The sequence below is a fragment of the Streptomyces sp. NPDC103540 genome (genome assembly GCF_055584445.1).
This window is the reverse complement of the sequence record NZ_JBVJMA010000020.1, coordinates 63,429-79,094: the sequence shown is the minus strand read 5'-3', so window position 1 is coordinate 79,094 and position 15,666 is coordinate 63,429. Positions and strand designations below refer to the sequence as shown.

Annotated in this window: 9 protein-coding genes and 1 pseudogene; 6 read left to right on the top strand and 4 right to left on the bottom strand. The window is 74.3% G+C overall.

Annotation, left to right across the window (positions count from 1 at the left end; all coding sequences use genetic code 11):
• The 3 genes from ACZ6ZI_RS35055 (at position 1) to ACZ6ZI_RS35045 (ending at position 7,127) form a co-directional block, all read left to right on the top strand.
• A complete protein-coding gene (locus ACZ6ZI_RS35055; RefSeq protein ID WP_469527957.1) occupies positions 1-4,917 on the top strand; it encodes an AAA family ATPase in 4,917 nt (1,638 codons plus the stop codon).
• A 360-nt stretch (positions 4,918-5,277) separates the two neighbouring features.
• On the top strand, positions 5,278-5,976 hold the full coding sequence (locus tag ACZ6ZI_RS35050; protein ID WP_469527955.1) for an RES domain-containing protein: 699 nt from the start codon (positions 5,278-5,280) through the stop codon (positions 5,974-5,976).
• 743 nt (positions 5,977-6,719) lie between these two features.
• Positions 6,720-7,127 carry an XRE family transcriptional regulator gene (locus ACZ6ZI_RS35045; RefSeq protein WP_469527954.1) on the top strand — a complete coding sequence of 136 codons (408 nt, stop codon included), beginning with the start codon at positions 6,720-6,722 and terminating at the stop codon, positions 7,125-7,127.
• A gap of 93 nt (positions 7,128-7,220) precedes the next feature.
• Here the strand turns inward: ACZ6ZI_RS35045 and ACZ6ZI_RS35040 are convergent.
• Both ACZ6ZI_RS35040 and ACZ6ZI_RS35035 read right to left on the bottom strand, forming a co-directional pair.
• Positions 7,221-7,730: pseudogene (locus ACZ6ZI_RS35040) on the bottom strand (hypothetical protein); the annotation flags it as partial.
• Positions 7,731-7,873: 143 nt separating this feature from the next.
• A complete protein-coding gene (locus tag ACZ6ZI_RS35035; RefSeq protein WP_469527952.1) occupies positions 7,874-8,359 on the bottom strand; it encodes a carbonic anhydrase in 486 nt (161 codons plus the stop codon).
• Between the two features lie 413 nt (positions 8,360-8,772).
• Here ACZ6ZI_RS35035 and ACZ6ZI_RS35030 point away from each other — a divergent pair, with 413 nt between their 5' ends.
• Positions 8,773-9,765 carry an Lrp/AsnC family transcriptional regulator gene (locus ACZ6ZI_RS35030; protein ID WP_469527950.1) on the top strand — a complete coding sequence of 331 codons (993 nt, stop codon included), beginning with the start codon at positions 8,773-8,775 and terminating at the stop codon, positions 9,763-9,765.
• 137 nt (positions 9,766-9,902) lie between these two features.
• On the opposite strand, the gene ACZ6ZI_RS35025 is transcribed toward ACZ6ZI_RS35030, so the two are convergent.
• A complete protein-coding gene (locus ACZ6ZI_RS35025) occupies positions 9,903-11,579 on the bottom strand; it encodes a nucleobase:cation symporter-2 family protein (protein WP_469527948.1) in 1,677 nt (558 codons plus the stop codon).
• 615 nt (positions 11,580-12,194) lie between these two features.
• Between ACZ6ZI_RS35025 and ACZ6ZI_RS35020 the strand changes: the two genes are divergently transcribed.
• A complete protein-coding gene (locus ACZ6ZI_RS35020; RefSeq protein WP_469527945.1) occupies positions 12,195-12,935 on the top strand; it encodes a helix-turn-helix domain-containing protein in 741 nt (246 codons plus the stop codon).
• A 288-nt stretch (positions 12,936-13,223) separates the two neighbouring features.
• Positions 13,224-14,687: a nucleobase:cation symporter-2 family protein gene (locus tag ACZ6ZI_RS35015; protein ID WP_469527943.1), complete on the top strand. Its 1,464-nt coding sequence runs from the start codon at positions 13,224-13,226 to the stop codon at positions 14,685-14,687.
• A gap of 55 nt (positions 14,688-14,742) precedes the next feature.
• On the opposite strand, the gene ACZ6ZI_RS35010 is transcribed toward ACZ6ZI_RS35015, so the two are convergent.
• The gene (locus ACZ6ZI_RS35010) at positions 14,743-15,621 is read right to left on the bottom strand and encodes a LysR family transcriptional regulator (RefSeq protein ID WP_469527941.1); all 879 of its coding nucleotides are present in this window, start codon (positions 15,619-15,621) and stop codon (positions 14,743-14,745) included.
• Positions 15,622-15,666 lie beyond the last annotated feature (45 nt).

Sequence of the window (15,666 nt, the reverse complement as noted above, 5' to 3'; positions counted from 1 at the left end):
ATGGACGGGGAGCGGGGCGAGAACGGCTTAGCCGGACCGGTGGGGTTGGGGGTGACCGTGCCCGCGCCGACAGCGGCACCCACCGCGGCGTCGGTACCGGCACCGACGCCGGCACCGGTGCGGGTGCACGTGCGGGAGGCGACGATGCCGCCGGCGGCCGGCACGCTGTACGTCCTGCCCATGGAGGACGGTACCGAGGCGCTGCGCCACGCGTTCGAGACGCAGTGGGAGGCGGTGGCCCTCTGGTGGGAGCGGCCGCCGCCGGACGGGCCCGGTTTCGTGAGGGTGGCCCCCACCGAACCGGTGACCGACCGTCATGGAGTGGAGTGCTTCCTGGCCTCCTCCGGGATCAGGGAGGCGGAAGCGGACGTACCGCTGGTGCTGTACGTGACGGGCCACGGTGTCACGTCGGCCGCGGCCAAACACTTCGCGGTCCTGCGGGACACCGACACCCACCGCCTGCTGGCGACGGGGCTGCGCACGACGGAGATCGTGGTCGCCGCGCTCGACTCGTACGCCCGTGACGTCCTGGTGATCGTGAACATGTGCGAGTCCGCCGACCTGGCGGGGGAACTGCTGGAGCTCTCACGGGACCTGTCCACCGCGCGCACCACGTACGGCACGCTGAACGTACTGGTCACCGCGGCGCCCAAGATGCGGGTGCTGAGCGGGGAGTTCGCGATGGTGCTGGCCAGGGCGCACGAGTGGCTGCGGACCGCCGGCGGGATCACCCGGCGGTACCTGACCGTGTCGGAGTTCAGCCGGGCGCTCTACCAGGCGACGCGGACGCTCGGGGAGGAGCTCGGGCGCGTCCTGTCGGTCGACTGTTCCGTGGTGTGGGGCAAGCTCCACGTCCCGACGGCCGCGCTGCCCAACCCCGGGCACCGGCCGGAGGTCGCCGCGGTGGAGGACAGCCGTCGGGAGGTGGCGGCGAGCCCGGACGATCTGGAGTACTGGCTGGAGAAGGCCAGCGGGCGGCCCGGGGCGCAGGACGCGGGCTGGTACTTCTCGGGGCGCGAGCCGCTCAACGCGGCGGTGGTGGCCTTCCTGTCGGGCAGCCCGGGGGTGTTGCTGGTCACGGGGGTCACGGCGAGCGGGAAGTCGGCCATCCTGGGCCGCGCCGTGACCTTGAGCGACGCGCGGTTCAGGGGGTCGGAGCTGTTCGCGGAAGCCGTCCGGCACTGTCCGGAGGGAACCGTTCCGCAGGAGGGGGCGGTGACCATCGCGATCACCGCGCGGCACCGGGAGGCGCTGACGCTGCTCCAGGTCGTCTGCCAGAGGCTCGGCGTCACCCCGGACCCCTCGGGGCGGGACCGGTCGAGCCGCTGGCAGGCCGGGCTGCGGAAGTTCCTCGACGCGCCCGGGCCGCCGGTGACGATCGTCGTGGACTCCCTGGACGAGGCGAGCGAACCGTCGGCCGCCCTCTACCAGGCCCTGGTCCCGCTGGCCGACCACCTGTCCGCACGGCCGGCGCCGGACGCGGCCGGGGGGTCGGACGCGACCGGGGGGTCGGACGCGCCGCGCCGCGGGGTCCGGCTGGTGGTCGCCGTCCGCAGCACCGATCCGGGCGCCGACGGCGCCGGCGCCCGCTCCGACCCGGACGACGGCCAGGACCTGTTGGGCCGCCTCCAGGAGGCCTTCCCCGGCGCGGTCGTCCTGCGCACCGACGACGCGGACATGGGCGACGACGTCCGGGGGTACGTACGGGCCCTGCTGCACGGGGAACCCGCGTGGGCGGGACACGACCTGGACGAACCCGCGCGCACGGTCGCCGGGGCGGTGGGCCGCTCCTTCCTCGACGCCCGGGTCGCGGCCGGCCAACTGCGTACGGCGGGACCGCGGCTGTTGACGGACCGGGCCTGGCTCGCGGGACTGGGCGAGGGGACGACAGGACTGCTGCGCGCGGATCTGGCGCGCGCCCCGGAGGACGGGTTGGCGGCGGACGAGGCGCTGGCGCTGCTGCGCGCCACGGCGTTCGCGCGGGGGCGGGGCATCGCCTGGGGCGAGGTGTGGCCGGCGGTGGCCTCCGCGTTGCTCGGCCGGACCCTGGAGGACGCGGACGACAAGATCAGGACCCTGCTGGGAGGCCGTCTGGCGGGATATCTCACCCGTGACGTACAAGAGGACCAGCGGGTGTACCGGCCGGCGCACGAACGGCTGGCCGCGGTGCTGCGCGCCTGGCGCGGCGCCGGCGACGCGCCCGGGGGGAGGCTGGGCATGACGGGGGATCAGCTCGACGCCGGTGACGTGGAAGGGGCGCCCGGGGACGGGGACGGGAGGGGCGACGGGCAGGCGTACGCGTCCGACGGCGGCACGCGGGACGCCGTGTACGAAGCCCCGCAGGGCGAAGCCGACGCGTCCGACGACGCCGACGCTTCCGGCGGTGGCGACGCGTCCGGTGGTGGCGACGCGTCCGGCGGTGGCGACGCGTCCGGCGGTGACGACGCGTACGAGGCCGACGCCGCCGCGCACGCCCGCATCGCGCGGGCGCTCGCCGAGCTGGCCGCCCCGCACACGGCCGGCGCCGACGGAACCGCCCCGCACCCGTACGTACGGCAGCACCTGGCGCGCCACGCCCGCCTGGGCGGCGTCCTGGACGACGCGCACGTGCCGGCCGACTTCCTGCCGTGGCTGACGGGCAGCCCCCTGCGCGGGCTGCTGGGCCTGGACCGGGGTCGGGAGGACCGGCGCCGGCTGGAGGCCTGGGCGGCGGTGGAGCCGTACCTGCACCGCGCCGGCCACGTCTCGCGCCTGGCGAGCCTGCACCTGGCGTACACGGCGCTGCGCTCCCCCGGGCCGGCGCGCCCGCGCACCCCCGAGGAGGCGGAGGCCGCGCGACGGGCGCCGTTGGACGTGCTGTGGTCCCGGTGGGCGCCCCCCGTCAACGTCCTGGCCACCCTGGACACCGCGGTGCGGTCCCTGACGGCGCTGACGGCACCGGACGGGCGCGGCGTCCTCGCCGTGGGCGACACCGAGGGCGGCATCGAACTGCTCGACGCGGTCGACGGGACGACGCTGCGCGAACGGGTGCCGGGGCACGAGGGGGAGGTCCGCCATCTGCTGGGGGCGCGGCGCCCCGGACAGTCCGCGCTGCTGGTGTCCGGGAGCACCGACGGCACGGTCCGCCTGTGGGACTTCGCGAGCGGCGACCTCGTCGACCAGGTGCACCGCCCCGGTGACATCTGGATCGCCGACGTGTGCGCGTACGTCGACGGCGGGGGCGAGCTCGCGGTGCTCTGCGTCAACGGCAACGGGCGGGTGGTGTGGTGGAACGACCGCATGGGGCCGCAGGAGCTGCCGGGCCTGCCGGGGGAGGTGCCGCGTACGACGACCCCCCGCCTGACGGTGGTGCGGGGGCCGGACGGTCGGCCGCTGCTGGCGGTCGCGGACGGCGACGCCCTGGTGTTCCGGGACGCCGAGACCTCCGCGGAGGTGGCCCGGTTCGTCCTCCCCGGCACCGTGCGGGTGCTGGTCGCCGCCTCGCCGGGGACCGTCGCGGCAGGCCACGCGGACGGGAGCGTCACCCTCTGGGACACCTCCGGTCCGGGTGCGAGCCTCACCGGGGCCGTCGGGCCGGTGAGCGCGCTGGTGCCCCTCGAACTCGACGGGCGCCGGCTCCTGGCGGCCTCGTCGGGCCGTGACATCGCCGTGTGGGACACCGCCGCCCCGGGCCCGCCGGGGCTGCTGCGGGGGCACGACTCCTCGGTGACGGCGCTCGCCCCCCTGGTCTCCGCGGAGGCCACGACCCTCGCGTCGGCCTCGACGGACGGGACGCTGCGGCTGTGGCACCGGGAGGCCCTGGGGCGCGTGCTGGACGTACCGGGGGCGGCGGCGGGCGGGTCCGTCGAGCCGGTTCCGAGCCGGGGCGCCCTGTCGGTGCCGGGGATCGGGGACGCGGCCGGTCCCGCCTGGTTCGCGCTCGGCAACGACCAGGACGCGCGGATCGAGGTGCGTGACATCGGCTCGGGCGAGGCGGTCGCCCTGCTCGACGTCGGCCGGCCGGCGACCGCCCTGACCTGGGCCCACCGGGCGGGGGGCCGCGTACTGGTGACGGCCGCGGACGAGGACCACTCCATCCGGCTGTGGGACGCCGACGGACACCGGTTCCTCCCGGGAGCCACGGAAGCCGCAGGAGCCACGCAAGGCACCGGAGCCACGGGAGCCGCGGAAGCGCTGGAGGCACCGGAGGCGGCGGAGGCGGCGGGGATCCTCGGAGGGCACATCCTGCCGGTCCGCTGCCTGGCCGCCTGGACCGGCGGTGACGGCCGGAACCTGCTCCTGAGCGGGGGCGACGACGAGCGGGTGCGGCTGTGGGACCTGGACCGGGCCGCTCCCCTGCGGGCGTGGGCCGGGCACGGCATGCGCGTGCGGGCCGTCGCCGCGGCGGCGGCCCCGAACGGCGCCGGCCCCGAACTCGGCCCCGACCTGCTCGTCTCCGCCGGCGCCGACGGCACCGTCCGGCTGTGGGACCCGGAGCACGGCCCCGTCGGTGCGCCGCTGCGGTGCGACCAGGGTGTCCTGAACGCCGTCACCGTCAACGCCGACCCGCTCGGCGGCCTGCCCCCGTACGTGGCCAGCGCCGGCGACACCGGCACGGTGCGGCTGTGGGACCTGCGCGAACGGCGGCCCCTGGGCGATCCGTTGACCGGCCACGGCGCGGCCGTGCACGCGCTGACCTCGTGGAACACGGAGGGCCAGGGCAGCTTCGTCGCGAGCGGGTCCGCCGACGGGACGGTCCGCGTCTGGGACGCCGCCGGCGGGCTGTGCCGTCTGCTGCTCGCGGTGGGGAGCCCGGTGCGGGCCCTCGACGCGCACCCGGGGGCGTCCGGCGGGCGGGTGGTGCTCTCCTTCACCGGGGACGCGGGGGCCGCCGTCGTGGAGGTGGACCTGGCCCGCTGCCGGGCCGGTGAGGCCTGAACGCGTCCGTATGCGCCCCCCTTGTTCCCTCGTGCGCCCCCGATGAGCACCTCATCCCGGTCGCTTCCGGCCTGTCCGCGCATGAAAATGATCGTTCGGCACGTGGCGGGGGACCGGTGCGCCTCCGGTACGCGCCCCCTGGCCCGCCCGTCCCACGCGCCACAGGCGCCCCACGCACCACCACCACCCGCAAGCGCCGCTCCTCCTGGACGAACACCGCACCGACACCGTCACGACACCGGCCCCGTGCCGCGGACCGCCCGGCCGACCCTCGTCCGCCGTCCGTCGTCCGCCGTACGAGCCCACGAGCATCACCGGCCCGCGCCCGCGCAGGGTGGCCGGAGCAAGGAGCACCGCCCTATGAGCAGGGACACCGCACAGCCCGACGTCGTCCTCGTCCCGGCACCCGAGCGCGGCATCTGGCGCCTGGGGAAGGCGAAGAATCCGCTCACGTTCGAAACGATCAGTCGGGAAGACGCGTCGGGGAAGGGGGGAAACCGCTGGAGCCTGATCACCCACGGCACCCTCTACTGCGCGTCCGAGCACGACGGTTGCTTCGCCGAGGCCTTAGCCCACTTCCGGGTGGCCCCCGGGATGCGGGAGGTCATCGGGGACGAGTGGCAGGGCGGCCCCCACCACTTCCCCCCGGGCAGGCTTCCCCGGGACTGGACGACCAGGCACACGCTGGTCCGACTCCAGCCGCCCAAGGACGCCCGGTTCCTGGACGTGGACGAGGAACGGACCCTGGAGACGCTCTCCCACGAGCTCAAGGGAGAACTGGCGGAGCGGGGCGTGCGGCGGCTCACCCCCGAACACATCCAGGGCTTCGACCGCCGGATCACCCGGCTGATCTCCGCCTGGGCCATCACGCGGCGGACCGGGCCGATGGAGCGGGAGCGCCTCATCCACGGAATCGCGTACCGCTCCCGCTTCGGGATGCGCCAGTGCTGGGCCGTCTTCAACGACGTGGAGCTGAAGCAGGAGGAGTCCAGTCTGGTCTTCCCCGAGGCGGAGGCCCTCAGGCGGGTGGCGGACGAGTACGGGCTCACCATGCTCTGACCCGGACGTGACACCCCGCAACCCCCTGGGGTAGCCCACCGGGAAACCCACCCGAAAACCCACCACAAAAGCACTACGCGGGGGTCGTCCGAAAGAAGGAAATCGACCCCTCATCGGCCACCCACACGCCGCCGGCAGCCGCCCTGCCGGCGGCATCCGTGCAGGCCGGAGCCGTAAACACCATTCCAAACGGGGCAGTTGAGGCACCGTCCGCGCATGCGCGATTTCGCCCAAGAGGTGGAGTTGGGGCGGGATAATGGGTAACCTAACAACTACTCAGACTACGTGGAGCATGTGGGGGATCTCATGAACGTGATCGGCAGGACTGTCACCAGTCCCTTATCCGGGGCTTCCGGGTGGTGCGCCCAACCGCCGCCGTGCGTCGCGGTCACCGCACTCCCGATCGGGGTCGCGGAGTGCCGCAGCACCCCCGACGGACTCCCCCACCTCCTCGGCCGACCGGGTGCCGGATCCCCACGGACCGGAATACCTCGACGCTGAACGCCGGCCGCGAACCGGCCGACACCCTCCGCCCGCACGGTCACGCTTCCCTGCGGTCGGGCGCACGACACGACGACACGAAGCGTCCACAGCTCGCGGAGACCCGAGCGTCCCCTCCGGCCGTCCCCCGTGACGGCCCGCGACAGCCAGGTCCCCCGGGCACCACTCGACACCCGTCGCCTGAACACGTGACCCGCCGCCAGTGGGGGGCGCGCAGTCAGGGCAACGAGGGAGACCCGACCATGCCTTCAGAGACCAGCACGGCCTCCGCCACCGTCCCCCGGAGCGCGCCCAGCGCCGAACGGGCCCACGCGATCACCGTGCGCATGCACATCAGCGAGATCGCCCGGTTCCTCCAGCACAACCTGGGCCAGCGCCTGACCGCGCGGATCGCCAACATCAACGACCCCAAGCAGGTCGGCAAGTGGGCGGCGGGCGACAGCACGCCCCGCCCCGAATCCGAACAGCGCCTGCGGGCCGCGCTCCAGGTCCTCCAGCTCATCCAGGACGCCGAAAGCCTCTACACGGCGCGCGCCTGGATGATCGGCATGAACCCGCAACTGGAGGACGAGGCGCCGGCCCAGTGCATCGCCGACGGCCGCATGCGCGACGTCATGGTGGCGGCCCGCGCCTACGTCGACGGCGGCTGACCGAACACCGCACGCGTCCGCCTACGCCCGGACACACGGAGCCGCCATCACGGCCGCCATCGCACTCGGCGGCAGGGACGGGTTGGCGGCGGGGGCCAGATCGGCGAGCACGTCGAGCGGCACACGGGGGTTGTGCGCCAGTCGGCGCCGCACGTCGTGTCCCCGGTCCGCGGCGAGCACGCGGATCAGGGCGTCGTCGAGCACCGGGTTCTCCGCGAGTTCGGCTCGCACGCCGGGAACGGGGTCGCCGGTGAGCCTCGCCGCTGCCTCCGGCGGCAGGTCCGGGCGGGCGGCGAGCGCGTGGCGCAGCAGCCACGAAGGATGATCGAGGAATCCGAGGAGGGCCGCGACCGGCGTGGCGGGGTTCCGCAGGGCCTGCTGCGCCGACTCCTGGAGCGTGGATTCGTGCGAACCGGTGCACGAGGCGCCCGGGCGCAGGTCGTGGTCGGGCCGCGGACCGTACGGATCGTGTGGGTGGGGCGTCTCCTCGGCGTCGCAGACCAGGCACCGTTCTGCCGGTGGCAGCCCCTCGCCCGTGAGCAGCGCGGCCAGGACGTGCGGTGGTGTCGCCTCGTTGGCCGCGACCGCGCGGCGGACCTCGGCGGTCGTGTCACGCGGCCATCCAACTCGACGGAACGCGAAACGGCACGCGCATTGCGCGGCGGCGACCATGGCCCGGCCCCCGGCCGGGCGGACCGCCTCGGAGCCGGTGCATCAGGAATGTGAGCGTTCTGTTCGCTCCGGGGTCAGAGCGGGGTGAACGTGCCCGTTCCCGGTTGGTAGCGGGACGTGGTGCCGGTGGTGAGGTCGTGGTACCAGCCGTGGAGGCGCAGGCGGCCGGCTGTGACGCGGGATTCGACGGTGGGGTGGCTGCCGAGGGCCGCGAGGTGGAGGGCGACCCCGTTGTGGCCGGCTTCGTCCGGTGGGCAGGGTTCGGGCCGGCTGTCGTCGCAGTCGGAGTGGCCCAGGACGACGATGTCCCTGAGGGAGGGGAAGGCGAGGGCCTGGGTGAGGACGGGGGTGTCCGGGTGGGGGACGGCGGCGCCCGGGGTGCGGAGTTCGAGGGTCTGTCCGGGGAGCGATCCGGTGATGAGGGCGGGGTGCAGGCGGGGGTCGGAGCAGCAGATGATCAGCACGTCGGGGCGGGGGCGCCGGGCCAGGCCCGGCAGGTACGCGCCCGCGGCCGTGGCGCGGGCGCGGTAGCCGCGCGCGCCGGCGGTGATGCGCTGCATGGCGTAGGAATGCCGCCGGCCCCGTCTCCGCTCGGTCACCGGAGCCGCCGTCGGGGGTGTGGTGGTACGGGGGTGCGGTGCATCGGGGTGGTCTCCGGGCGGTGGGAGGGAGCGGGGAGGCGGGGAGGCGGGCGGCGCCGGGCGGGGTGCGGGCCCACCCCCGCTGTCAATGTCGCCTGCCGGCCACCGGGGGTGGGTTCCGCGCCACCAATGTCGCCAATCGGCCACGATCATGGCAAGAACCCTTCGGTATCTCGGGGGATCCTGGCACCGGGGGTTCGGCGGCGGCGGATCGCGCCTGCGGGGCCGTCCGCGGCGGCGGAAGCCGGCGCCTTCCGCGTCCGCGGTCCGGCGGGGCCGTACCGTCTTCGCGTCCGACCCGGCGCGACGACACTGGCCTCTAGGAGCCGTTCATGCCCCGTTCCGTCCCCGAAGCCCCTGATGCGGAAGTACCGCTGGACGCCCTCGACCACGGCATCCTGCGGGTCCTGCACCGCGCGCCGAGGTCGTCGTACGCCGATGTGGCGCAGGACCTGGGGGTGCACGAGCGGACGGTGGCGCGCCGCCTGGAGCGGATGATCGACACCGGGCGCGTGGCGTTCCTCGCGGCGCTGGTGCCCGACTACCTGGGGGAGGGGATCACCGCCGAGGTCGCGGTGCGCTGCCGGCCGGGCCGCGTGCACGAGGTGGCCGTGGCCCTGGCGGCCCTGCCGGAGGCGTGGTCGGTGGAGGTCTGCACGGGTTCCCTGGACGTGTTCGCCGAGCTCCTCGTGCCCGCCCCCGAGGCGCTGCTGCGGCTGGTGGACCGGGTGGTGGGGCGGATCGAGGGCGTCGTCGACCTGCACACCTCGCTGATGCAGCGGCTCGTGCTGACGGCAAGCGACTGGGCGCCGTACGACGACGAGCCGACGCGGGTGCGGCGGTACGCGATGGAGGGGCGTCCGCTGCCGGCGCCGGTCGAGGTCGACGAACTGGACCGGCGTCTGGCGGAGTTGTTGTACCGCGACGCGCGGATGTCGACGGCGCATCTGGCGCGGGAGTTGAACGTCGGGGAGACCACCGCGCGGCGGCGGCTGGCGCGGTTGATGGAGTCGCACGTCCTGCACCTGCGGCTGCGTGTGGAGCCCGGGTTCCTCGGCTTTCCGGTGGAGGGGCGGTTCCGGTTGGAGGTGCCGCCCAGTCGGCGGGAGGAGGTGGTGCGCCTGGTCGCGGCGGAGCCGGCCGTGCGCTACCTGATGGTGACGACGGGGCGGATGAGCGTGCTGGGGTACACGAGCCATCGCACGGTGCGGGAGTTCCACGCGTTCGCGGAGCGGGTGTTCACCGGGCTGGACGCGGTGATCGCGGCGGATACCGGGCTGATCATGAAGTCCTACAAGCGTGCGGGGTTCCCGGACGGGGAGTAGGGGTGCGGTCGGTTGCGGTGCGGCGCCGTTGGGCGAGCGCAGAGCGCCTCCCGCTCGGTGTGTGCGGGAGGCGCTCTGTTCGACCGGCTTGTCGGAGCCGGTGTTCTCGGGGGCCCGGGCCCGCTGGGGTCGGGCCGCTAGAGTCCGGGCTGCTGGTGGGGCGGCGGCGGTCCGTCCGTTGCTGTCGTCGGGGGCAGGTGACGGCCGCGGGTGTGGTGGGGGTGGAGGGGGCCCGGGAAGGTGATGGCGGTGGGCTGCGCGGGGGCGGCCCCCGGCGCGGCTTCCGGTTCCGGCGCCGGCGCCGGTTCTGCGGGGTGGTCGGGGGGCTGGACCCCGGCAGCGGCGTACGGGGGCCAGTCGGTGCCGTGCGTCGGGGGCGCGGCGTGGCGGGGCGATCGGCCGGCGGGGGCGGCGTACGGGGAGGTGGCGTACGGAGACGCGGCCGGGCCGGCGGAACCGTCGGGGGCGGTGATCCGTCCGGTGGGGACGGCGTCGGGGTCGGCTTCGGTGCCGCGCCCGAGGTGGTTGAGGAGGTGGTTCAGGACGACGGCGACCAGGCAGCCGGCGGTGACCCCCGATCCGAGGATGGTGGCGGCCGGGTCGGGCAGGCGGTCGTAGAGGTCGGGGGCGGCCAGGGGGAAGAGGCCGAAGGCGAGGGTCACGGAGACGATCACGCCGTTGTGGCCGGTGCCGAGGGAGGCCTTGGCGAGGGTGCGGATGCCCGCGACGGCGACGGAGCCGAAGAAGACCACGCCGGCGCCGCCGAGGACGGGCATCGGGACGAGCGCGACGAGGGAACCGAGGACCGGTACGAGCCCCATGAGGAGCAGGATGGCGCCGCAGAGGGTGACGACGTAGCGGCTTCGGATGCGGCTGAGGGCCACGAGGCCGACGTTCTGCGCGTACGAGGTGGTGGTGAAGGCGCCCAGTACGCCGCCGAGGAGGGCGGCCAGGCCCTGTGCGCGCAGGCTTCCCGCGATGGTGCGGTCCTGGGTGGGGCGTCCGGTGACCGCGCCGAGGGCGAGGAGGGAGCCGGTGGACTCCACCATCGACACCAGCATCACGACGACGGCGGTGGCGATCACCGTGGGGACGAGGCGGGGCGCGCCGAACGCGAACGGTTCGGGCAGCGCGAACAGGGGTGCCTGGGCGAGGGGGGCGAGGTCGACCTTGCCCAGGGGTACGGCGATCAGGGTGCCGCCGAGCATGCCCAGCAGGACGGCGACCCGGCCGAGGAACCGGCCGGAGAGCAGGCGGTGGATGGCGAGGGTGAGGACGAGGGTGGCCGCGGCCAGGGCCAGGTTGGAGGGTGAGCCGTGGTCGGCGGAGCGGACGTCCCCGCCGGCGGCCCAGCCGGCGGCGACCGGGAGCAGGGAGACGCCGACGAGGGTGATGACGCAGCCGCTGACAACGGGCGGGAAGAACCTGACGAGTCGACAGAAAACGGGTGCCAGCAGGAGGCAGAGGGCTCCGGCGACGAGGGTGGCTCCGAAGATCGCCGGGAGGGCGGTCCCGAGTCCGTCGGCGGACCCGTCGGCGGACCCGTCGGCGGCGATCGTGGCGAGGGCGGGGGACACGACGGCGAAGGAGACGCCGTTGGTGAGGGGCAGTCGGGCGCCGATGCCGAACACGCCGAGGGTCTGGGCGATGGTGGCGAGGCCGGCGACGAGGAAGGAGGCGGCGAGGAGGGCGGAGAGTTCGGAGGGGGTCAGGCCCAGGGCGCCGCCGATGATCAGGGGCGGGGCGGTGAGGCCGGCGTACATGCCGGCGACGTGCTGGAGGGCGGCCGGCACCAGGCGGCGGGCGGGGAGCATCTCGTCGACCGGGTGCGGGGGTGCGTCGGCGGGCGAGGCGGGGCCGGGGGTCGGGGTGGGAGTCCGAGTGGAAGTCCGGGTGGGAGCCGGGGTGCTGCCGGCTGAGGCGCGGGGCGACAAGGCAGGTCCTTGGGACACCGCCCGTCGGCAGGGGGCTGCCGGGGGCGTGCGGATGGAGGGTCGTGCGGATGGAGGGTCGACGTGTGGACCGGCACCGGGGGACGGCCCGGGCCGGAACTCGGCAGGCGGTGGTTCGGGTGGTGCGGGGTGAGCAACATCCGGCCACCGCCACTTTCGCATCACGGAAATGTTTTTCCGCTGTGGACGGGACGGGACTCTAGGGAGCCGCCCCGCCCTTCGTCAACTCCCCCAAGAGGCGTGGCCAGTTCGGCCGACACTTTGGAGGAACTGCCAGTACCGGCGAGTTCGGCGAGCCGCTTCGACACCGCACCCGTCCTGCAAAAGACCTGGTCAGCGGGTTCTGCTCGGCGTGATTTCCGACAAAGTCACCGCCGCGTCACCTCCTGCGACCGGGCTTCGCATACGGGCCGCGGAAGCGGCTGGGAACGATTCGGGCCTTGGCGAAATCCCGATGGGTCTCTACGGTCTGCCGCTATGCCTTCCGCAGAAGATCCATCCGCCCTGCCCCCGTTCGCCCCGGCCCGGGCCGCGGCGGTGCGCACCCGGCTCGGGCTGACGCTCGGCCAGGTCGCCTGGGCCGTCGCCGCCTACCGCGGTGAACCCGTACATCCCTCGTCCGTGCGGGACTGGGAGACGGGGGTCGCCGTACCCGACGACGACTTGGTCAAGGCGCTGGCCGCGGCCCTGTGGTGTTCCCCGGTCGACCTCGTCGGGGAAGCCCGCACCCTCACCCAGTGCCGTACCGTCGCCGGGCTCTCCCTGAGCGAGACCGCGACGGCGCTGGGCCTGACCCGGGCCCGCTGGGAGGCGGCGGAGCGCCGCAACCGCTGGCAGGGCAACGCCGCCCAGACCGCCGCCCTGCTGCGCACGCTGCGCCCACCGCCGGCCTGCTTCGTCGCCGCCTGCGGCACGACCGGCCGGCTGCGGGTGCTGCTCCGCGAGGCCGTCACCGGCTGGTGGCCCAACTACACCGACCCCGTCGGCCGTATCGTCCCGCTCCAACCCGCCGTGATCCGGCACTCCCTGGAGCGGCTCCACTTCGCCTACCAGCTGCTCGAAGGCTCCGTGGGGGCGTCGACGCACGCCGCCGCGGCGGCCGACGCCGAGGCCGCGGACTTCCTGGAGCGGATCGACCTGCGCCTGTGGGACGAGGTCCGCGCCGCGGTCGCCACGGCCCCGGCCCCCCACCCGCACCCGGACCCCGGAGCCTCTTGACACCACGGGCCCGGCGTGAGCAACTGTTCCGACTTCGCCGGACGGAGCGGCTCCGTACACATCGTGGACTGATGTGACGCGGCCCCGGCCACCCCTTCGCCGCCGCGCTCAAGCCGCTCCCCGGCCACCGGTCCCCCGCTCACCGGCCCTGGCCCCGGCCCCGGCCCATGACTCATGGCCCCCGGCCCCGGGCCCCCGGCCGAGTCGGTCATCACGGCCGCACAACCCCGCATCCCCACCCCGGTACACCCGTGCACCCGCACATCCCCATCTGCCCACCGCAGAGCGATGGCCGCGCGCCACCGCTCCATCCCACGCTGCGCGCGCACCCCGTCGCGCCCGGCCAGGAGGCTCCTCGTGTCGCACCTTCCGCCCACCCAGGAACCGGACACCGTAGAAGGGTCGTCCGCCCCGCACCCGGTCGACCAGACCCTGCCCCCGCTGAAGCTCCTCAGCGCCGGCCTGCAACACGTCGCCGCCATGTACGCCGGCGTCGTCGCCCCGCCGCTCGTCGTGGGCATCGGCGTCGGACTGTCGACCGCCGACATCGCGTTCCTCATGAGCGCGTCCCTGTTCACCTCCGGCATCGCCACCCTGTTGCAGACCCTCGGCTTCTGGAAGGTCGGGGCACGGCTGCCCTTCGTCAACGGCGTCTCCTTCGCGGGCGTCGCCCCGATGCTCGCGATCGCGAAGGCCGAAGGGCCCGAGGACGCCCTGCCCGTCATCTACGGCGCCGTGATGGTGGCCGGTGTCTTCGGGTTCCTGCTCGCGCCGTGGTTCTGCAAGCTCATCCGGTTCTTCCCGCCGGTCGTCACCGGTACGGTCATCACCCTGATCGGCGTCTCCCTGCTGCCCGTCGCCTTCAACTGGGCCCAGGGCGGCAACCGTCAGGCACCGGACTACGGCAGCCTCACGTACATCGGCCTGGCCACGGCCACCCTGCTCATCACCGTGGCCCTGCGGCGACTGCTGCACGGATTCCTCAAGCAGATAGCCATCCTGCTCGGGCTCGTCGCCGGCACCCTCATCTCGCTGCCCCTGGGAGTGGCCGACTTCAGCGCCGTCGCCGACGCCGACATCGTGGGCGTTCCCACCCCCTTCCACTTCGGCGCCCCGCAGTTCGCTGCCGCCGCGATCATTTCCATGTGCATCGTGATGCTCGTGTCGATGACCGAGTCGACCGCCGACGTCCTCGCCCTCGGTGAGATCGTCGACAAGCCGGCCGACGAGAAGACCCTCGCCGCCGCCCTGCGCGCCGACGGCCTCGGCACCGCGATCAGCCCCCTGTTCAACGGGTTCGCCGCCAGCGCCTTCGCCCAGAACGTCGGCCTGGTCGCCATCACCAAGGTCCGCAGCCGCTTCGTCGTCGCCGCGGCCGGCGGCATCCTCCTGCTCCTGGGCCTGTGTCCGGTCCTCGCGTCCGTCGTCGCCCTGATACCCCAGCCCGTCCTCGGGGGCGTCGGCATCGCCCTCTTCGGCACGGTCGCGGCCGGCGGCATCCAGACCCTCACCGGAGCAGCCCTCGAACGCGGCGACAACATCCTGATCGTCGCGATCTCCCTCGGCGCCGGCATCATCCCCATCGCCGCCCCGGAGTTCTACCACTCCTTCCCCGAGAGCGCCCGCATCGTCCTCGACTCCGGGATCAGCACCGGATGCGTCGTCGCCGTCCTGCTCAACCTCGCCTTCAACCACCTCGGAAAGCAGCCCGCCCCCGAACCGACCCCCCTCACCCCGGCCGCCCACCACTGACCCCCGGCCCGACCGGGCGGGACACCCCGCCCGGTCGGGCCGGCGCGGCCATCCCCTATCCGGCTCGCAGCGCGGCGAGGAGCCCGGTGCGCAGGAGTTGCGCGGCCGGGGAGTTCTGGCCCCGGCGGGTGATGAGTCCGAGCCGGGCGTGCGTGGCGGCGTCGGTGAGCGGGATCGTCCGCAGGGCGGCGCCCTGTGTGGAGGACGCGCTGAGGACGGCGACGCCCGCGCCGCGCTCGGCGAGGCGGAGCAGGGTGGCCGGAGAACTGGCGTCGATGTCCACGCGTGGGTCGAGGCCGATCCCGTGGCAGGAGTCCTCGTAGGCGGCGCGGATGCCGGTGCCCGTGGAGAGGCAGAGGATCCTCTGGTCCCGCAGGTCGCCGAGGCGGAGGTCCGGCCGGTCCAGGGGGTGCCCGGCGGGGACGGCCGCGGTGATCGGCTCGTCGACGACGACGTTCGCCTCCAGGCCGGGGGCGATGCCGTCGCCCGCGTATCCGATGAGGGCGAGGTCGAGCGAGCCGGCGAGGACCTGGGCCTGGAGGTCGTCGGAGTGACCCTCGTGGAGGCTGACCTCGATGCCCGGGTGGGTGTGGCCGAGTGCGGCGACGGTGTCCAGGAAGGCGGGGATCGCGCAGCCCATGATCATGCCGAGGCGGACCCGGCCTCGGACCGCGTCGGCGAACCCGGCGGCGGTGTGCTTGATGGCCTCGAACGTGGCGAGGGCGTCCTTGGCGAGGGGGAGAACGGCCTCACCGGCCGGGGTGAGTCGGATCCGACGGCCGGAGCGGTCCAGGAGCCGCTGTCCCAGTTCCGTTTCCAGTTTGGCCAGTTGGGTGCTGATGCCGGACTGGCTGACGTGCAGGCGATGGGCGGCAGCGGTGAAGGAGCCCTCCTCCACGATCGAGGCGAAGTAGCGCAGCTGGTGCATCTCCATATCCAACGATGATAGATCTCATCCGATCCATCTGTTGGACGGATG